Origin of the sequence: Amycolatopsis sp. WQ 127309, from assembly GCF_023023025.1 — a bacterium.
In the GTDB taxonomy this organism is placed as follows: domain Bacteria; phylum Actinomycetota; class Actinomycetes; order Mycobacteriales; family Pseudonocardiaceae; genus Amycolatopsis.
This window is the reverse complement of the sequence record NZ_CP095481.1, coordinates 957,835-977,719: the sequence shown is the minus strand read 5'-3', so window position 1 is coordinate 977,719 and position 19,885 is coordinate 957,835. Positions and strand designations below refer to the sequence as shown.

12 protein-coding genes and 1 tRNA gene are annotated in these 19,885 nt (G+C 70.4%); 9 read left to right on the top strand and 4 right to left on the bottom strand.

Annotation, left to right across the window (positions count from 1 at the left end):
* Nucleotides 1–20 precede the first annotated feature (20 nt).
* Nucleotides 21–4,421 carry an FxSxx-COOH system tetratricopeptide repeat protein gene (fxsT, locus tag MUY22_RS04030; RefSeq protein WP_247057172.1) on the top strand — a complete coding sequence of 1,467 codons (4,401 nt, stop codon included), beginning with the start codon at nucleotides 21–23 and terminating at the stop codon, nucleotides 4,419–4,421.
* Between the two features lie 23 nt (nucleotides 4,422–4,444).
* On the opposite strand, the gene MUY22_RS04025 is transcribed toward fxsT, so the two are convergent.
* Together MUY22_RS04025 and MUY22_RS04020 are read right to left on the bottom strand one after the other, a co-directional pair.
* Entirely contained in the window at nucleotides 4,445–6,229 is a 1,785-nt protein-coding gene (locus tag MUY22_RS04025; RefSeq protein WP_247057170.1) for an HEXXH motif domain-containing protein, read from the bottom strand.
* Nucleotides 6,230–6,682: 453 nt separating this feature from the next.
* Nucleotides 6,683–6,755 (bottom strand) — tRNA-Arg (locus MUY22_RS04020).
* Nucleotides 6,756–6,903: 148 nt separating this feature from the next.
* On the opposite strand from MUY22_RS04020, the gene MUY22_RS04015 reads away from it, so the two are divergent.
* Together MUY22_RS04015 and MUY22_RS04010 are read left to right on the top strand one after the other, a co-directional pair.
* The gene (locus MUY22_RS04015) at nucleotides 6,904–8,004 is read left to right on the top strand and encodes an epoxide hydrolase family protein (RefSeq protein ID WP_247057168.1); all 1,101 of its coding nucleotides are present in this window, start codon (nucleotides 6,904–6,906) and stop codon (nucleotides 8,002–8,004) included.
* A gap of 177 nt (nucleotides 8,005–8,181) precedes the next feature.
* On the top strand, nucleotides 8,182–9,102 hold the full coding sequence (locus MUY22_RS04010; protein WP_247057166.1) for a cation diffusion facilitator family transporter: 921 nt from the start codon (nucleotides 8,182–8,184) through the stop codon (nucleotides 9,100–9,102).
* Between the two features lie 89 nt (nucleotides 9,103–9,191).
* On the opposite strand, the gene MUY22_RS04005 is transcribed toward MUY22_RS04010, so the two are convergent.
* Complete coding sequence (locus MUY22_RS04005; RefSeq protein ID WP_247057164.1) at nucleotides 9,192–9,914, bottom strand: DUF305 domain-containing protein; 723 nt, start codon at nucleotides 9,912–9,914, stop codon at nucleotides 9,192–9,194.
* Entirely contained in the window at nucleotides 9,911–10,726 is an 816-nt protein-coding gene (locus MUY22_RS04000; RefSeq protein ID WP_247057162.1) for a DUF3105 domain-containing protein, read from the bottom strand. Before MUY22_RS04000 ends, MUY22_RS04005 begins: the two co-directional genes overlap by 4 nt.
* Nucleotides 10,727–10,977: 251 nt before the next feature.
* Here MUY22_RS04000 and argS point away from each other — a divergent pair, with 251 nt between their 5' ends.
* The 6 genes from argS to rho all read left to right on the top strand — a co-directional run bounded on the left by argS (nucleotide 10,978) and on the right by rho (nucleotide 19,854).
* Nucleotides 10,978–12,642, top strand: coding sequence for an arginine--tRNA ligase (gene argS / locus MUY22_RS03995; RefSeq protein ID WP_247057161.1), 1,665 nt, complete (start codon nucleotides 10,978–10,980; stop codon nucleotides 12,640–12,642).
* Nucleotides 12,643–12,645: 3 nt separating this feature from the next.
* Entirely contained in the window at nucleotides 12,646–14,076 is a 1,431-nt protein-coding gene (gene lysA / locus MUY22_RS03990) for a diaminopimelate decarboxylase (protein ID WP_247057159.1), read from the top strand.
* A gap of 6 nt (nucleotides 14,077–14,082) precedes the next feature.
* A complete protein-coding gene (locus MUY22_RS03985; protein ID WP_247057157.1) occupies nucleotides 14,083–15,393 on the top strand; it encodes a homoserine dehydrogenase in 1,311 nt (436 codons plus the stop codon).
* Entirely contained in the window at nucleotides 15,390–16,451 is a 1,062-nt protein-coding gene (gene thrC / locus MUY22_RS03980; RefSeq protein WP_247057155.1) for a threonine synthase, read from the top strand. The genes MUY22_RS03985 and thrC overlap by 4 nt, the downstream gene beginning before the upstream one ends.
* Complete coding sequence (gene thrB / locus MUY22_RS03975) at nucleotides 16,448–17,335, top strand: homoserine kinase (RefSeq protein WP_247057152.1); 888 nt, start codon at nucleotides 16,448–16,450, stop codon at nucleotides 17,333–17,335. Before thrC ends, thrB begins: the two co-directional genes overlap by 4 nt.
* 410 nt (nucleotides 17,336–17,745) lie before the next feature.
* Nucleotides 17,746–19,854: a transcription termination factor Rho gene (gene rho / locus MUY22_RS03970; protein ID WP_247057150.1), complete on the top strand. Its 2,109-nt coding sequence runs from the start codon at nucleotides 17,746–17,748 to the stop codon at nucleotides 19,852–19,854.
* Nucleotides 19,855–19,885: the final 31 nt, after the last annotated feature.

Below are 19,885 nucleotides of genomic sequence, written 5' to 3'. Positions count from 1 at the left end.
AACCGGGCGCGGCTGAGCCGGTGCTGCGCGTGCGGGACCTCTCGTGGCGGGAGGCCCGGGACATCTTGTGGCTGGCCGGCCGGCTCGGTGTGCCGCGAGCGGCGGCGAAACCGGCGAGGCCTGGCAAGAAGGATCCGCCGCCGGCGGTCGACGGGACAGACCAAGCACCGCCCGAAACGCCGGACACCGGCGCTGCTCCCCGGCAACCGGACGACACGGACAACACCGGTCCGGCGGGAGGGAATGCCCCACCGGACCCGGGGGCGTCGTCACTGCGCAGGCAGGACTGGCTGCCGGGGCCGACCCGGTTCGTCCACGCCGCGGGCGTGACAGCGGACGACGGCCGGGAGACCGCGCCGCTGAACTGGCCGACCGCGCCCGCGCTGCCACAGGCGCGGGAAATCAGCCGGGCGCTCCGGCCGCTCATGCGGTCGTCGCCCTCGCCGTGGGCGACGATCCTCGACGAGGAAGCCACCGCCACTCGAGCCGCCGACGACGGGATGTGGTTACCGGTCTGGAAGCCGGACCTGTGGCACCGGTTCGAACTCGCGCTCGTGGTGGACACCGCGCCGTCGATGGAGCTCTGGCAGCACACCGTCGGCGAGTTCCGGAACCTGGCCCGCAGGCAGGGAGCCTTCCGGGACGTGCGGGTGCACCTGATGGACAGTTCGGAGCCGTCGGCCGGCGATCCCATTCTGCGCGCGGAAGGGAATGGCGGGGCGGTCTACCGGGCCAAGGACCTCGCCGATCCGACCGGGCGCAGGTTGATCATGGTCATGACGGATGCGATCGGCACGACCTGGCACGACGGCGTTGCCCACGAAATGCTGGCCCGGTGGTCCGAGCAGATGCCCGTGGCCGTGGCGCACATGCTCCCGCAGCGGCTGTGGATGTGGGGTGGGCTTTCCCCCAGCAGGCTGCGGCTGTCGGCGTCCGCTCCTGGCGTGCCCAACCGCCGGTTGCGGGTCCACACCAAGGGCTCCGGCGCGCCCGCGGCCGGCGATATGCCTTCGGCGGCGACCGAGGGCGCGGTCGCCGTTCCGGTCCTGACCTTGTCGGAAGCCTGGTTGCGGGACTGGGCCAAACTGGTTTCGACGGCGACCACGATCGAGACGACCGCCGTGCTCGCCCACCCCGACCACCGCAAGCGGCTGCTGGACACCGCGGGCCAAGTCGAGCCACCCGAAGAAGTGACGCCACGGAACCAGGTGCTCCGCTTCCGTACTTACGCGTCCGAGCAGGCCTTCCAGCTGGCGGGCCTGCTCGCGGCCGCGCCCCTGAACCTGCCGATCATGCGGCTCGTGCAACGCGTGCTGCTCCCGGGTTCCGGACTTCCCGCGCTGGCCGAGGTGCTCCTCGGCGGTTTGCTCCACCGGGTCTCGCGAAACCATGCCGCGGCCGATCCGTCGGAAGTGACTTTCGAATTCCGGGACGGAGTCCGGGCGGAACTCCTTTCCGGCGAGCGGCGTGACACCACTGTGAGAGTCGCTCGTGTTCTCGGTCAGTACGCCGGTGCCCGGATCGCGGCGTTGCGGAACTACCGCGACGCGGTCGACGACCCGGATGCCGCGTCGTTGCTTGACGCCTCTCCGGAAAACGTGCCCTACCTGCGTGTTCAGGAAGCTGTATTCCGCGCGCTCTCGGGCAGGTACGCGCGCCGCGCGAAGAAACTCGAGGCGGATCTGGCTCCGCACACAGATGCGATGAGCGGCCGTACCTCCGGAGCCCCTAATGTGGTATTTGACACTGTTTCTGGATCAATTCAGAAATCCGGACCCGACCTCGAGGACCACGCCTTGACCACGACCGACACCCGGACCTCGTCGGGTGAGCCCGCGGGTACCACCACCCCCTCCGGAGGAGACGACGCCGTGACAGTTCCCGCCTCGCCTGTACCGGCCGCCTCAGGTCCACTGCGAACATCACGGCCGCAGATCTGGGGAACGATTCCCTTGCGCAACCCGGATTTCGTCGGCCGGATCGATCTGCTGGACCAGCTCAGGGCCCGGCTCGTCCAGGCCGGCGGAGCGACGGCGGTGCTCCCCGAGGCCTTGCACGGCATGGGTGGTGTCGGCAAGTCGCAGACCGTGGTCGAGTACATCTACCGCCACGCCAACGACTACGACGTCATCTGGTGGATTCCCGCCGAGCACCCGTCGCAGATCTCGAGCAGCTTGGTCGACTTGGCCAAACGGCTCGGCCTGCAAGTTCCGGGTACGGCGGACGCGGCGGTGCCCAGTGTTCTGGAAGCACTGCGCAAGGGCGATCCCTATTCACGCTGGTTACTGGTCTTCGACAACGCGGACCGGCCGGAGATCGTGAGCCCGTTCTTCCCGGCGGTCGCCGGCGAAACCGGGCATATCGTCGTGACTTCCCGGAACTCCCAATGGTCCGGAGTGGCGCGGACGGTCGAGGTCGACCTTTTCACCCGCGAAGAGAGCAAAGAACTGCTTCGCCGCGCCGGCGGCGAGATCAACGACGGTGACGCCGACCGGCTCGCCGAGGCACTCGGAGACCTGCCGCTGGCCATCGAGCAGGCGGCGGCGTGGCGCGCGCAAACCGGTATGCCCGTCGCCGAATACCTGGAACTGCTCGACCAGAACCTGGCCGAGATGACGGAGAGCGAAGGCTCGGCCGACTACCAGCGATCCGTGGCCGCGGCGTGGAACGTCCCGCTGGCCAAGCTTCGCGCGTCGCACCCGGCCGCGCTCCAATTGCTCCAGGTGTGTGCCTTCTTCGGGCCGGAACCCATCTCGCGGAACTTGTTCACCGCGGTGCGCGGCGTGCCGGTGCCCGATGATCTCGCCACCGCGTTCAGCCAGCCGATCAAGCTCAACCTGGCGATCCGCGAGATCAGCCGGTACAGCCTGGCCCGGCTGGACCACCGGAGCAACACCCTCCAGCTGCACCGGTTGGTCCAGACCGTGCTCAAGAACAAACTGGACGACGCCGAGCACGACGTGATGCGGCACGCCGTCCACATCCTCCTGGTGCACGGCGACCCGAACGACCCGGAGAACTCGGCCAACTGGAAGACGTACTCCGAGCTGCTCCCGCACGCCATGGTGTCGCGGATGATGGAGTGCCAGTCCGACGCGTGGGTGCGCCGGATGATGATCAATCTGGTCCGCTACCTCGTCAGCTACGGTGACTACGAGGGCGCGCGCGAAACTTCGCGGCAGGCGTTGACCAAGTGGACCGAGATGTTCGGCGAGAGTGACCCCGACACGCTGGCCATGGCCCGGCTGCAGGGTGTCTCACTGTGGCGGCTCGGCCAAACGGAAGAGGCCCGGGCGCTCAACAACCGCACCTACGATCTGGTGCGGGAGACCGTGGGGGAGGACAACGAGCTCTTCCTGAACGTCGCCGGCACCGTGCGGCAGGACATGCGGTCCCTCGGCCGGTTCGACCGGGAACTGGAAATGGGCGAGGACATCCTCGAGCGGTCGCGGCGGGTGCTCGGCGAGGACGACCCGGCAACCTTGGCCGCCGGCGGCAACCTGGCGAGCACGCTCCGCCTGGTCGGCAAGTTCTTCGAGGCGAGGGATCTCGACGAAGACGTCTGGCGGCGCAAGAAGATCGCGCTGGGCGAGGAGCACATCGACACGTTCCTGACCCTGAACGCGCTGGCCATGGATCTTCGTGAGTGCGGCCAGTACGTCGAGGCGTGCGAGCTTCAGGAAGGCACGTTGAAGCGGCAGCGCGAGGTCGTCGGCGACGACCACCCGCGCACGATCGGTGCGATGCGCAACCTCGCCGTCGCCCGGCGGAAGGCCGGCGACCACACGGGGGCGTTCGAGCTTTCGCAGGAATGCGTCGAGCGCTACCGCCGACGGCACGGTGACCGCCACCTCGACACGATCACGTCGGAAACCTGCATGGCTGCCGACCTGCGGCACCTGGGTGACCTGGCCGGTGCTCGCAAGCTCGGCGAGTCGAGTCACCAGCTGTTCGTCGATACCCATGGCGCGGAACACCCGTTCACGTTGGTGTCCGCCATCAACCTGGGGATCACCCTCCGCTTGATGGGTGACATCGAGCAGGCGCGGCTGATCGACGAGCGGACGAGCGCGGCGCTGCAGCGGGTCTTCGGCCACGACCACCCATCCACCATGGTGTGCGTGACCAACCTGGCCAGCGACCTCGAAGCGCTCGGCGAGACCGAGGCAGCGTACGAACTCGACGTCGCCAACCTGGAGCGGTCGGGCCGGGTACTCGGGACGGAACACCCCGCCACGCTGGCGATCGCCCTGAACTTTTCGATCGACATGCGCGCCATGGGCCGCGAGGACGAGGCCACGATCCTGCACGCGAACACGCTCGCCGGACTGCGCAAGGCCCTCGGCGAGCAGCACCAGGCCGTGGCCGCGGCGGTCAAATCCGAGCGGGCCAACTGCGACACCGACACCATGCAGCTTTGACGCACACGCTTCCGTGCTCGCCGTTAATCGGCGGGCACGGAAGCGGTGTTCAACCAGCGCACCAGCTCGACCGGCCGGTCGAGCCGGTGGTTACGGGCGAGCAACTTGTCCCGGACGGCGAGGACGACGTGCGGCGAAGTGAGCAGGATGCTGCGCGTCCCGTCGGCTTCGGCCGGCGATGTGAGCCCCAGCCCGAGCCATGCCTGGTCGTCCTGGGGGCTCGCGCGGATTGTGGCGGTGTAGGCCGCCCGGGCCTGGTCGCGGTCTCCCGCCACGTAGTGCAGGTCGGCCGTGGACAGGTTGCGCGTTCGCGCGGGTGGGACCGCGTTCTCCTGGCCCAGGAATCGCAGCTTGAGCAGATCGGAGCGAGGCGACCGGGTGAGTGACCGGTGGCACGGGACGACGACGGCCGGTCCGAGCGGGCCGGGAGGTTCCTGGGCGCCGGTCGACCAGGCTTTCGCGAGGGCGAGGACCTGGTTCTCATCGGGGCGCAGGTGCTGGAGTCGCCACGCGGCCTGGTGTTCGTCCGCGACCTTCGCCACCACTTCTCGTACCTCGTCGGTGACCGCGCTGTCTTCGACGGCCGACAACCGCTCGGCGATCGAGGCGACGAACCGGCGGCCGAACCCGGTCAGCGCCGGCGACGCGAGCAGCGTCTCGGCCGTCTGCCGCACTTGCCGTCGCCGGTAGGCGTAGTTGAACTGCGCGTACAGCTCGTCGTCCTGTTCGTGCTCGGCTTGCACCCGCCAGAATTCCACGGCCGTCACGAACGCGAGGGCGCCGTGCAGCAGGCCGCCGATCGGACGCGGATCGTCACGCCACGGCGCGTAGAAGAGTTCATCGCAGTCCGGGTCGTGCAGTTCGACGAGATCGAACAGCGCGTTCAGCTTCGAATGCTGGAGTTCGTGGACGAGCGCTTCGGCCAAGTCGACGGCCGAATATTTCGGGGTCATCGCGATCGCGCCGAACGCGATGGACGAAGACGCGCCGGTGATGGAGTTCTCGCTTTCCAGCGGAACGAGTGTGGACATACCGGTGGACAGTTCTTCGGCGAATCCCCGGTAGTGCGTGGTGAGGATGTCCCACGCCTCGTCGAGCAGTTTGGTCCATTCGGCGTACTCGAGCGGGTCGAGCGGGCGAGGGCCGATCGGCGCTGAAAAGGTCCGGTAGGGCCCGCGGTCGTCGACTTCGATCGAAAGGCGGAGCCGGTGCGAAGTCGCGGTGTGCCGGGTGACGGGCGCGAATCCGGGGCTGGGTTCCGGTGCGGAGAACGTGACAGACGCGCTCGAGGTGAGTGTCCGCACGGCCGCCGCGCCGTCCGGCGAGACTTCGAGGACCGCGCGGCCCGCGGGGAACGCCGAGGGCAGGGTGACCTGGCCGACGGTCGGCAGCGTGATCACCCCGTGCACCACCGGTACTTCCAGCGTGCAGGGTAGCCCGCAGCGCGTCGCCGCCGCACCGGCGATCGAGGCGAGGTAGTCCAGGTCGGTCCGCAGCGGCGTGCTGTCCGTGGCCGCTCCGGACAATTTCCGGAGCGTCCGGGTGAGCCAGACACCGGCCGAGGGGTGCAGCAGCAGTTCGTTGACCAGGCCGGGATCGCGCCGGTCGGCCGCGACCAGGACGGACCAGGCGTGCGCCGGGCTGTCCGGCCTGGTGGCGAGGAGTTCCGTCAGTGCGCGAGCCTGCAGTTTCCGCCGGCTGAGCTGCCCGGAGCGCAGGTTTTCGATGACGGCGGCCGATGCGGGCCCGGTGCAGAGCTGGACGAAGAACGACCACGGCAGCCGGTGACGCGGCAGTTCGGCCTGCATTCGATTGTGCTCCTTTTCGCCGGTTCGCCTGAAGCGAATCACGGAGATTCAGGCGCAGGATCGTCCGTCGTGGATCAGATCGAAATCTGTCCTTGAATCTCGTCGACGTCGACTCGCCTGGAGCGGTCGAACACTTTTCTGATTGCCGTGTTCAGCGATGGAGTGTGGAGCGTGCGGAGTTCCCCGAGGGGAACTCCGGTGAGATCGAGCAATTCCGTGTGTACCTCTGAATCGGTTGACCTCACGCCGACCAGCCTCCCTATCGCGATCGCGTTGTTCCATTATGCATGAGGGACATACCCCACGGGAACCGTCCAGCGGCGGGTCTGGGCCGGGTTGTCCACAACTTGTCAAGCCGAGACGGGTCGGCTGCAGGGGGGCACGGAGGAGGAAATGAGTCGGCCTCTACCGCGTTCTCGCTGGTAGAGGCCGGTCTTGCGCAATGGATCTGGGTGCCCTCGGCAGGATTCGAACCTGCGACACCTGCCTCCGGAGGGCAGTGCTCTATCCCCTGAGCTACGAGGGCCCATCGCTGGGCGACGTCAGAAGCTTAGCGCATCCCCCGTGACCCGCGCGGGCAGGGCGCCGCAAAACGAATTTGCTGGTCAGGGGGCTGAAGTTGATCCATTCGTGGGCGTCTCGATAGCGTGGGAGGCCCACCTGAAGGAGCTGTCGTGGTTGAGCCGTTCCGGGTACCGCTCGATGAGGCCGACGTCGCCGACCTGCGGGAGCGGTTGCGGCGGACCCGGTGGCCCGAGGCCGAGACCGTCGGCGACTGGTCGCAGGGGGCGCCGCTCGCCTACGTGCGGGAGCTCTGCCGGTTCTGGGGCGAAGAGTACGACTTCGGCTTCGCCGGCCGGCTCAACGCCTTCCCGCAGTTCCGGGCCGCCGTCGACGGCGTCGGCGTGCACTTCCTGCACGTCCGGTCGCCCGAACCGGACGCGCTGCCGCTCGTGCTCACGCACGGCTGGCCCGGGTCCGTCACCGAGTTCCTCGACGTGCTCGGGCCGCTGACCGATCCGCGGGCGCACGGCGGGGATCCGGCCGACGCCTTCCACGTCGTCGCGCCGTCGCTGCCCGGGTTCGGGTGGAGTGACAAGCCCGCGCTCAAGATCCCGCGGGTCGCCGAGCTGTGGGACGCGCTGATGACGTCGCTCGGCTACGCGCGCTACGGCGCCCAGGGTGGCGACTGGGGTGCCGCCGTCACCAACGCGCTCGCGCGGTACGAGCGCGTCGCCGGGGTGCACGTCAACTACGCGCCCGTGTCGCTGGACCGGGACGACCCGACGGAGCAGGAAGGGCAGGCCCGCGCCGACCTGGCGGAGTTCCGGCGGACCGGCAGCGGCTACGCCGCGCAGCAGGGCACCCGGCCGCAGACGCTCGGTTACGGCCTGACCGACTCGCCCGCCGGGCAGGCCGCCTGGATCGCCGAGAAGTTCTGGGCCTGGACCGACCACAAGGGACAGCCCGAGGACGCCATCGCCCGCGAACGGCTCCTCGACGCGATCTCCGTCTACTGGTTCACCGCGACGGCCGCCTCGTCGGCGCGGATGTACTGGGAGAACACCGACCGCGACCTGTCCCCGATCACCGTGCCCGCCGGGGTTTCGGTGTTCCCCAAGGAGATCGTGCGGCCGTCGCGGCGGCAGGCGGAGCAGCGCTACGCCGACCTGCGGTGGTTCGAAACGCTGCCCGTCGGCGGTCACTTCGCCGCGCTGGAGCAGCCCGAGCTGTTCGTCCAGCAGGTCCGCGGCTTCTTCCGGCTGGTGCGCTAGCCGGAAGAAGCGCCGAAGCGTAATCGGTCCGCCAGGCGGGAAACCCCTCCTGGTGGATTGGTCGGCGCGCGCGTGCGGGGTACTTTTCGGATGGGTGAACTTAGGCTGCCCTCTGTTGCATATATGCGCATCCGACTATATGTTGGGTCTCGACGGTGAACCGGGAACGGAGGCGAAATGGGGCACGGACACGGGCACGGCCAGGCGGCCGCGCCGGCGAGCGCGTCGGGCCGGTACGTCCGGAGCCTGACGATCGCCCTGGGCATCGGCGCCGGGTTCATGGTGCTGGAGTTCGTCGTGGGCTTCGCGACCGGCTCGCTGGCGCTGATCTCGGACGCGGCGCACATGTTCACCGACGTCCTCGGCGTCGGCATGGCCCTGACCGCGATCATCCTGGCCCGCCGCTCCGGTCCCACCGTCAGCCGCACGTTCGGCCTCTACCGCGCGGAGGTGCTGGCGGCGCTGGGCAACGCGATCCTGCTGTTCGGCGTCGCGGGGTACGTCCTCGTCGAGGCCGTCGGCCGGATCAGCGACCCGCCCGCGGTGGCCGGCCTGCCGGTGCTGCTGGCCGCGACGGCCGGCCTGGTGGCGAACATCGTGTCGTTCGCGGTGCTGCGCTCGGGGGCGAAGGAGAGCCTCAACGTCCGCGGCGCGTACCTCGAGGTGCTGGCCGACCTGATCGGCTCGGTCGGTGTGCTGGTCAGCGGCGCGCTGACGCTGCTCACCGGCTGGCGCTACGCGGACCCGATCATCGGCGTCGCGATCGGCCTGTTCGTCCTGCCCCGCACGTGGACCCTGGCCCGCCGCGCGCTGCGCATCCTCTTCCAGCACGCCCCGCAGGGCGTCGACGTCGGCGCGATCAGCGCGGAGCTGTCGGCTCTCCCGGGCGTCGCGGACGTGCACGACCTGCACGTCTGGACCCTGACGTCGGGCATGGAGGTGGCGTCCGCGCACCTGACGCTCGCGCCGCCGGCGCAGCAATCGGACGTGCTGACCGAGGCTCAGAACCTGCTCTCGACGCGCTACGCGATCGAGCACGCGACCCTGCAGGTGGAGGCACCGCACTGCGCGCGCCGCTGCCAGGAACTCTCCTGGTAGCTCGCGCCGCCCCAGCCCCCGAAAGCCGTGAAGGCCTCCTTACCGGCCATAAGAGCCGGTAAGGAGGCCTTCACGGCTTTTCGGAACCGTCAGGGGAGCGGCTGGGCGCCCCGGCCGGCGAGCATCAGCTTCATCTGGTCCATCTCCGCGCCCTGGGACGTGAGGATGCTGTTCACCAGGGCCTTCAGCGCCGGCAGGTTCGAGTGCTCCGACGCGTACTGCGCCATCGACGTGCCGCCCTGGTGGTGGCGGAGCATCAGCTGCAGGAAGTAGACGTCGAACGGGCGGCCCGACAGCGAGCGCAGCTTCGTCAGCTCCGTGTCGGTCGCCATGCCCGGCATCAACGCGCCGCCCGACGGCGACAGCGACGACGGGGCCATCGACATGCCGTCGTGGCCGGACATCGGTTCCGTCATCCACTTCATCGGCGCGCCGATCGCCTGCTCCGGCTGGTCCCACAGCATGAGCCAGCCCTTCATGCGGCCGACCTGCTCGAGCTGCGTGCGTTCGATGTCGAACGCGAGCTGCTTGATCTCCGGGTCGGTCGTGCGGTCGCGGGCGATGCCCGACATCGTGACCGCCTGCAGGTGGTGCGTCGACATGTCCTGCGCGAAGCCGACCTCGACGGAGTCGCGGGCCGGTGTGGCCGTGGCCGCCGGGTCGTCGACGGCGCGGGTGACGAACATCCCCGCGACGCCGCCGATCAGCAGGACCGCCAGCAGCGTCCCGCCGATGATCACCCAGCGCGACCACGTCGGCTGCTCGACGACCTCATCGGTTTCGAGGTCGTCGAGGTCGGCTCCGGAACTCACTGGGACGGCGCGCCCGAGGCCGGGGCGGACGCGGGAGCGGTCGGCACGCCGCCGGGGGCGCCCTGCTCACCCTGCGCGGCGGTGCTGCCCTTGTAGTCCATCGGCTTCGCGTCCGGGCCCGGCTTCGACGGGTCGAACGGCGGCGGGTTGTCCGGGTCGAACGAGCCGGGCACCGCGTCGCAGGACGCGCCGACCTCGGGGTAGACGCCGTTCGGGTTGCTGCGCAGGGCCGCGATGAACTCGTCGATCCGCGGGTCGTCGGCGCTGTCCAGCTTCAGCTGGTGGCCCCAGGACTGCAGCGAGATCGGCTTGTCGAGACCGGGGTAGGGCGACAGCATCGTGAACGGCTTGTCCTTGGCGCGCACGCTCAGCAGGTTCAGCGCGTCACCCGAGATCTGCTGCGGGTTGTAGGCGATCCACACCGAGCCGTGCTCCAGCGCGTGCACCATGTTCTCGGTGCGGACGGCGTTCGGGTAGACGATGCCGGTGCAGGTGGCCCACGTCTGGTCGTGCGGGCCGCCGAACGGCGGGGTCTTGTCGTAGGCGACGCGCTCGGTCGGCAGGACGTGGACACTGCCGGTGTAGGTCGCGGTGATGACGCCGGGGATGCGCTTCGAGGGATCCGGGTCGGACGCGGTCGGCGCGAACGCGGCGGCGGCCTCTTCGCGGCTCGCCTGGTCACGCTTCGGCGCGGACGCCACCATGTAGTAGGTGATCACGGCGGCGGCGAGGGCGACGATGGCCACGACCGCGATGATCGTGCCCCACGGCGTGCCCTTCTTGCTGACCACGGAACCGCGGGCCGCCTTCACGGCCGACCCCTTTTTCCCAGTTGTCCGGTTCGCCATGGCTCCCGCGTTCTCCTCTGCTGGCTGCGGACGGATTCCCGCCCGGGCCAGTGTAGAGACCACGCGTCTGATCACCGTTAACACCTCACACAGTGCCCACCGAGGGCCGAGGGCTCCGCCACCCGGAACCCCCGAAAAGCGGTCTGTGGATGCCCGCCGTGACGTCGCCGAGACCGCCGGAAGCGCCCGACCTGGGCACACCTAGAATTCGACGAGTGACTCCCGCCGCTCTCGCCGACCTGGTCCGCAGCTCCGCCGTGCAGGTACTGACCGCACGCGGCATCGACGACACCGTGCTGCCGGAGCAGGTGACCATCGAACGCCCGCGCAACCCCGACCACGGCGACTACGCGACGAACCTGGCCCTGCAGGTGGCGAAGAAGGCCGGCCTGAAGCCGCGTGAGTTCGCCGAGGCGCTGGCCGCGGCGGTCGCGGCGGCCGACGGGGTCGCTTCGGCCGAGGTCGCGGGCCCGGGATTCCTCAACTTCCGCCTGGCCGCGGCCGCGCAGGGCGACATCGTGCGCCAGGTCATCGAGGCCGGCGCCGCCTTCGGCCGCGGGGACGCGCTGGCCGGCACCAAGATCAACCTCGAGTTCGTCTCGGCCAACCCGACCGGCCCCATCCACCTGGGCGGCACCCGCTGGGCCGCGGTCGGCGACGCGCTGGGCCGCGTGCTCGGCGCGCAGGGCGGCGAGGTCACCCGCGAGTACTACTTCAACGACGCCGGCGCGCAGATCGACCGGTTCGTCCGGTCCCTGATCGCCGCCGCGAAGGGCGAGCCCGCGCCGGAGGACGGCTACGCGGGCGGCTACATCAACGACATCGCCGCCGAGGTCATCAAGGCCGAGCCGAGCGCGCTGTCGCTGCCGGAGCAGGAGCGGCACGAGACGTTCCGCCGCATCGGCATCAACCTGATGTTCACCGAGATCAAGGACAGCCTGCACGAGTTCGGCGCCGACTTCGACGTCTACTTCCACGAGAACTCGCTGCACGAGTCGGGCGCGGTCGACGCCGCCGTCCAGCAGCTGAAGGACTCCGGGAACCTCTACTTCGCGGACGGCGCCTGGTGGCTGAAGTCGTCCGAGTACGGCGACGACAAGGACCGCGTCGTCATCAAGCAGGACGGCAACCCGGCCTACATCGCCGGCGACCTGGCCTACTTCAAGGACAAGCGCAACCGCGGCTTCGACCTCTGCATCTACATGCTCGGTGCGGACCACCACGGCTACATCGCCCGGCTCAAGGCGGCCGCGGCGGCGTTCGGCGACGACCCGGCCACGGTCGAGGTGCTGATCGGCCAGATGGTGAACCTGGTCAGCGACGGCAAGCCGGTGCGGATGTCCAAGCGCGCCGGTACCGTGATCACGATGGAGGACCTGGTCGAGGCGGTCGGCGTCGACCCGGCCCGCTACGAGCTGATCCGCTACTCCGTCGACTCCACTTTGGACGTCGACCTGGACCTGCTGCGCAAGCACTCCAACGACAACCCGGTCTACTACGTCCAGTACGCCCACGCGCGGCTGGCGTCCCTGCAGCGCAATGCTGCCGACCTGGGCATCAAGTCCGCCGAGTCCTTTTCGGACGTCGACTTCGGACTGCTCACGCTGCCCGCCGAGGGCGACCTGATCCGCACCATCGGCGAGTTCCCGGAAATGGTGCGTCGGGCCGCCGACATGCGGGAGCCGCACCGGATCGCGCGCTACCTCGAAGAACTCGCGGGCGCTTACCACAAGTTCTACACCGTGGGCCGTGTGCTGCCCCAGGGCGACGAAGAGGTGACCCCGCTGACCCACGCGCGGCTCGCGCTGTGCGAAGCGGCCCGCCAGGTCCTGGCCAACGGCCTCGCCCTGCTCGGTGTTTCTGCTCCGGAACGGATGTAATCGATGGCGCACCCCGCGGGCCCACGGCACGCCGACGTCTACCCCCACGCCGACTCCTCCGGGTTCCCGCCCGCGAGCGGCGACGAGCTCGACCGGCTCTACCCGAAGGTCTGGCCCCGCAACACCTTCCGCGGCGCGGACGGCGTCGTGCGGATCGCCGGCGTCGACGTGCGCGAGCTGGCCGAGCAGCACGGCACGCCGCTGTTCGTCGTCGACGAGGCCGACTTCAAGTCCCGCTGCGCGGACTACGCCGAGGCGTTCGACGACCCGGCGCTCGTGCACTACGCGTCCAAGGCCTTCCTCTCCATCGAGATCGCCCGCTGGGTGGCCGAGCAGGGGCTGAGCCTGGACGTCTGCAGCGGCGGCGAGCTCGCCGTGGCGCAGCGCGCGAGCTTCCCGGCCGAGCGGATCACCTTCCACGGCAACAACAAGTCGCCGGCGGAGCTCGAAGCCGCGGTCGTCGCGGGCGTCGGCACGATCGTGCTCGACTCCTACTACGAGATCGCCCGGCTGGCCGACACCGCCGCGCGCCACGACGTCGTGCAGCCGGTGCTGATCCGGGTGACCGTCGGCGTCGAGGCGCACACCCACGAGTTCATCGCGACGGCCCACGAGGACCAGAAGTTCGGCTTCTCGCTGGCGGCTGGGGACGCCGCGGAGGCGGTGCGGCGGGTGCTCAACGCGCCGTCGCTGAAGCTGACCGGCCTGCACAGCCACATCGGCTCGCAGATCTTCGACGCCGACGGCTTCGAGGTCGCCGCCCGCCGCGTCGTCGGGCTGCTCGCCGACCTGGCCAAGGAACACGGCCCCGAGCTGCTCGACCAGCTGAACCTGGTCGACCTCGGCGGCGGCTTCGGCATCGCCTACACCGACAAGGACAACCCGCCGCCGCCGGCGCAGATGATCACGCAGATCCGCGAGATCGTCCGCAAGGAGTGCGCCTACGCCGGGCTCCCGGTGCCGCGCATCGCCGGCGAGCCGGGCCGCGCGATCGCCGGGCCGGGCACGATCACGCTCTACGAGGTCGGCACCATCAAGGACGTCGCGCTCGGCGACAACGCCGTGCGCCGGTACGTGAGCGTCGACGGCGGGATGAGCGACAACATCCGCACCGCGCTCTACGACGCGGTGTACGACGTCCGGCTGGTTTCCCGCTCCGCGAGCGACAACGAAGAGCCGGTGCACGCCGTGCTGTCCCGGGTCGTGGGAAAACACTGTGAGTCCGGCGACATCGTCGTACGAGACTGCTGGCTGCCCGACACGCTGGCTCCGGGCGACCTGGTGGCCGTCGCGGCGACCGGCGCCTACTGCTACTCGATGGCGAGCACGTACAACCGGCAGCCGCGCCCGGCCGTGGTCGCCGTGCGCAACGGCGGCGCCCGGCTGCTGCTGCGGCGTGAGACGACCGACGACATGCTGCGCCTGGAGGTCTGAGAAACCGTGTCTGCTGCTGAACCTCGAGCGATCAGGGTCGCCCTGCTCGGCTGCGGGACCGTGGGCGGCGAGGTCGCCCGGTTGCTCACCGAGCAGGCCGGCGAGCTGGCCGCCCGGGCGGGCGCGCCGGTCGAGCTGGCCGGCATCGCCGTCCGCCGCCCGGACAAGCACCCCGAGCTGCCCCCGGAGCTGCTGACCGCCGACGCCGAGAAGCTCGTGACCTCCGACGACGTCGACGTCGTGGTCGAGCTCGTCGGCGGGATCGAGCCGGTGCGCAGCTGGCTGCTGGCCGCGCTGAAGGCCGGGAAGTCCGTGGTCACCGCGAACAAGGCGCTGCTCGCCGAGCACTCCGCCGACCTGTTCGAGGCGGCCGACGCCGCCGGTGTCGACCTCTACTTCGAGGCCGCCGTCGCCGGGGCGATCCCGCTGCTGCGACCGCTGCGCGAGTCCCTGGCGGGTGACCGGATCACCCGCGTGATGGGCATCGTCAACGGCACCACGAACTACATCCTGTCCGCGATGGACTCGACCGGCGCGGGCTACGCCGAGACGCTCGACGAGGCCAGCCGGCTCGGGTACGCCGAGGCCGACCCGACCGCCGACGTCGACGGCTACGACGCCGCGTCCAAGGCCGCGATCCTCGCCTCGCTCGCCTTCCACACCCGGGTGACGGCCTCGGACGTGCACCGCGAGGGCATCGCCGACGTCACCGCCGCCGACCTCGGCGCGGCGCGCGTGCTCGGCCGCACGGTCAAGCTGCTGGCCATCTGCGAACGGGTGACCGACGACGACGGCGTCGAGTCGGTGTCCGCCCGCGTGCACCCGGTGATGATCCCGCGCAGCCACCAGCTGGCCGGCGTGAGCGGCGCGTTCAACGCCGTCTACGTCGAGGCCGACGCCGCCGGCGAGCTGATGTTCTACGGCCAGGGCGCGGGCGGCGCGCCGACGGCGAGCGCGGTGCTCGGCGACCTGGTCGCGGTGGCCCGCAACCAGGTGGCCGGCGGCCGCGGCCCGCGCGAGTCGGCGCACGCGGCGCTGCCGGTGCGGCCGATGGGCCAGACCCCGACCCGGTACCACGTAAGCCTTTCCGTGGCCGACCGCGCCGGGGTGCTCGCCCAGGTGGCGCAGGCGTTCGCCGCCCACGGCGTGAGCATCGCGGCGGTCCGCCAGCTCCACGTCGACGACCGCGCGAGCCTGGTCGTCGTCACGCACCAGGCCCCCGACGCGGCCCTGCGGTCCACTGTGGACGAGATCGGGCGGCTCGACGTCGTCCACCATGTTGTCAGTGTGATGCGGGTGGAAGGCGAAGACGCATGAGTATCAAGGCCTGGCCCGGCATCATCGAGGCTTACCGGGACCGCGTCCCGGTCCCCGACGGCGCGCGGGTGATCACGCTCGGGGAGGGCAACACCCCGCTGCTGCCCGCCCGCTACCTGTCCGAGCTGACCGGCTGCGACGTCCACCTCAAGGTCGAGGGCGTCAACCCGACCGGCTCGTTCAAGGACCGCGGCATGACCGTGGCCATCACGCACGCGCTCGCCAGCGGGCTCAAGGCGGTGATCTGCGCGTCGACCGGCAACACCTCGGCCTCGGCCGCCGCCTACGCCGTGCGCGCCGGGCTCACCTGCGCCGTGCTGGTGCCCCAGGGCAAGATCGCGATGGGCAAGCTCGCCCAGGCCGTGCTGCACGGCGCGCGGATCCTGCAGGTCGACGGCAACTTCGACGACTGCCTCGAGCTGGCCCGCAAGACCGCGGCCGACTACCCGGTCACGCTCGTCAACTCGGTCAACCCGGTGCGCATCGCCGGCCAGAAGACCGCCGCGTTCGAGGTCTGCGACGCGCTCGGCCGGGCGCCGGACATCCACTGCCTGCCGGTCGGCAACGCGGGCAACATCACCGCCTACTGGGCGGGGTACTCGGAGTACGCGGCCGACGGTGTGGTGAAGAACACCCCGCGGATGTTCGGCTTCCAGGCGGCCGGCGCGGCGCCGCTGGTGCTGGGCGAACCGGTGCGCGACCCGGACACGATCGCCACCGCGATCCGGATCGGCAGCCCGGCGTCGTGGACCGCCGCGGTCAAGGCGAAGAACGAGTCCCACGGGCTCTTCGAAGCCGTCACCGACGAGAAGATCCTCGAGGCCTACCGGCTGCTCGCCGGGCGCGAGGGCGTGTTCGTCGAGCCGGCGTCGGCCACCAGCGTGGCCGGCCTGCTCGCGACGGCCGCCGACGGCCGGCTGCCGAAGGGCGCCACGGTCGTCTGCACCGTCACCGGCCACGGCCTGAAGGACCCGCAGACGGCGCTGGCGGGCAACGTCGAGGTCGAGCCGCTGGCCGTGGACCCCTCGGCGGTCGCGGCGGCGCTGGACCTGCGGTGAGCGGCGCCTTCCGCGTCACGGTCCCGGCGTCGACGGCGAACCTCGGGCCGGGCTTCGACGCGTTCGGGATGGCGCTCGCGCTCTACGACGTCGTCGAGGTGCAGGTCACCGACGAAGGCCTCAAGGTCGAGGTGATCGACGCGGGCGCGGGCGGTGTCGCCGACGTGCCCACCGACGAGTCCCACCTCGTGGTGCGGGCGATCCGGCGGACCTGCGCGCACCTCGGCGTCGACCCGCCCGGCCTGCACCTGCGCTGCTACAACGCGATCCCGCACGCGCGCGGGCTCGGGTCGTCGGCCGCCGCGGTGGTCTCCGGCGTCGCCGCCGGGTACGCGCTGGCGGGCCGGGAAATCGACGAATTCGACGCCCTGCAGCTGGCCGCGGGCTTCGAGGGCCACGCCGACAACGCGGCCGCGAGCCTGTTCGGCGGGCTCGTGCTGGCCTGGTGCGAGGGCACGGTGTTCCACGCCGAGCGGCTGACCCCGCACGCCGGGATCCGGCCGGTCGTCGCGGTCCCGGCGGTCCGCTCGGCCACCGCGACCACCCGCGGCCTGCTGCCGGCGACGGTGCCGCACCGCGACGCCGCGCACAACGCCGGTCGCGCCGCCCTCGCCGTGCACGCGCTCACGGCGAAACCGGAGCTGCTGCTGGCGGCCACCGAAGACCGCCTGCACCAGCTCTACCGCGCGCCCGCTTACCCGGCGAGCACCGCGCTGGTGGACACGCTCCGTGCACAAGGCGTGGCCGCGGCGATCTCCGGCGCGGGCCCGACGGTGCTCGCGCTGACCACGACGGGAATATTGCCGCCAGGGGCCGGTGTTGAGGGTTTCGACGTCTGCGAGCTGCCCGCGGATCTCGCGGGTGTGCAGGTTGCGGCTCAGTAAAGGCTGGGTCACGTGCCTGCGGTGGGGGCCGCCACGCGGGGGGTGGTTGTTGCACCCGGCACCGGTGCGGTCTACCCTCGGGGGCGTTCGATCACCGTGCGTTTCCGCACCCGATGCCGGTCCAGGGGAGTTTCCCGGATCGCATCCTTCGTCGATCCGCCAGATCCGCACCGCCTGGCAAGCGGGGTAACGCGGAGGGACGCAGGCGGGTTTCCGGTCTCGGCGGTGTCGGATTCCGCATCCTCCGAATGGAGGACGCAAACCCCTGTGGTGGAGGCGCTCCAGCTGTGTTTCGCACGGCCGAAGAGCTCATCTCCCGTATCGGGGGGCAGTTACGCCGGTTCGCGATCAGAAGCGAGCGGCAGTCCGCTGATCCGCCTGGAGGCGTGGATCGGTCAGGAAGGACATGTGTGAGCAACACCGATCTTTTGAGCGACGTGGGTAACGGCGCCGCAGAGTCGAACGGCACGGCCCCCGCTCCCAAGAAGACGGTCGGCGGGTTGACCGGCAAGACTGTGGCCGAACTGCGTTCGCTGGCTGGGGAGCTCGGCGTCGGCGAGACGACGGGTATGCGCAAGGGCGACCTGATCGCCGCGATCCGTGAGCGTCAGGGCAAGTCTCGCAAGCGTGCGGCGAACGAGACCCTGCCTCTGGAAGGCGTCGGCGAACCGCCCAAGGCGGCCCCGAAGAGCGAGGCCAAGGCCGCGGCCCCGGCGACCAAGCCGGAGCCGAAGAAGGCCGTGGTCCCGGAGGCGTCCGTCGAGGCGCCGGCTGCGCCCGTCGCGGACACCCAGCCGCAGGCCGAGCGCCCGCAGCAGGACAAGCAGGACGGCCAGCAGGGCCAGGACGGCGCGCCCGAGGAGGGCGGCCGCAGCCGACGTCGCCGCGGTTCCAACCGCGCCGCCGGTGCGCCCGAGAGCCAGAACGGCGCCGACCGCCAGAACGACCGCCAGCAGGGTGGTGACCGCCAGAACGGCGGCGACCGCCAGCAGGGTGGCGACCGCCAGCAGGGTGGCGACCGCCAGCAGGGTGGCGACCGCCAGCAGGGTGGCGAGCGTCAGGGCAGCGGCGAGCGTCAGCAGGGCGGTGACCGCCAGCAGAGCGGCGACCGTCAGCAGCGCGACCAGCGTCAGGGCAACCGGAACGACAACCGGCAGGGCCAGGACGGCAACCGTCAGCGCAACCAGCAGGACGGTGGCAGCCGCGGGCAGGACAACAACCGCGACCGTGACCGTGACAACCGCGCCCAGCAGCAGCAGGACGACGACGAGGAAGGCGGCCGTCGCGGCCGTCGCTTCCGCGACCGTCGTCGCAGGGGCACCGGCGGTGGCCAGCGCGAGGTCGGCGGTTCGCCGGACACCGAGATCCGCGAGGACGACGTCCTGCTGCCCGTCGCGGGCATCCTGGACGTGCTCGACAACTACGCGTTCGTCCGGACGTCGGGCTACCTCGCCGGCCCGAACGACGTGTACGTCTCGCTTTCGCTGGTCCGCAAGTACGGCCTGCGCCGTGGTGACGCCATCACCGGCGTCGTGCGTCAGCCGCGGGACGGCGAGCAGCAGCGGCAGAAGTTCAACCCGCTGGTGCGCGTCGACTCGATCAACGGGCTGGAGCCGGACGAGGCCAAGCGCCGCCCCGACTTCACCAAGCTGACCCCGCTGTACCCGAACGAGCGGCTGCGCCTCGAGACCGAGTCGCACAAGCTCACGACCCGCGTGATCGACCTGATCATGCCGGTCGGCAAGGGACAGCGCGCCCTGATCGTGTCGCCGCCGAAGGCCGGTAAGACCACGATCATGCAGGACATCGCGAACGCGATCTCGACGAACAACCCCGAGTGCCACCTGATGGTCGTCCTCGTGGACGAGCGTCCGGAAGAGGTCACGGACATGCAGCGCTCGGTGAAGGGCGAGGTCATCTCCTCCACCTTCGACCGGCCGCCGGCGGACCACACCTCGGTCGCGGAGCTGTCCATCGAGCGGGCCAAGCGCCTGGTCGAGATGGGCCACGACGTCGTCGTGCTGCTCGACTCGATCACGCGTCTCGGCCGTGCGTACAACCTGGCGGCCCCGGCGTCCGGCCGGATCCTGTCCGGTGGTGTCGACTCGACCGCGCTCTACCCGCCGAAGCGGTTCCTCGGCGCGGCGCGCAACATCGAGAACGGCGGCTCGCTGACCATCTTCGCCACGGCGATGGTGGAGACCGGGTCGACGATGGACACGGTCATCTTCGAAGAGTTCAAGGGCACCGGTAACGCGGAGCTCAAGCTCGACCGCAAGATCGCCGAGCGCCGCGTGTTCCCGGCCGTCGACGTCAACCCGTCGGGTACCCGCAAGGACGAGCTGCTGCTCAACCCGGACGAGCTGGCCGTGACCGTGAAGCTGAGCCGGGTGCTGCACGCGCTCGACTCGCAGCAGGCCATCGACCTGCTGATCTCGCGGCTGCGCAAGACGAAGACGAACACCGAGTTCCTCATGCAGGTCTCGAAGACTGCCCTCGGCGGCAACGAGGACGACTGAGTTTCCGGTCGAACATCCGTGAAGGCCCCCT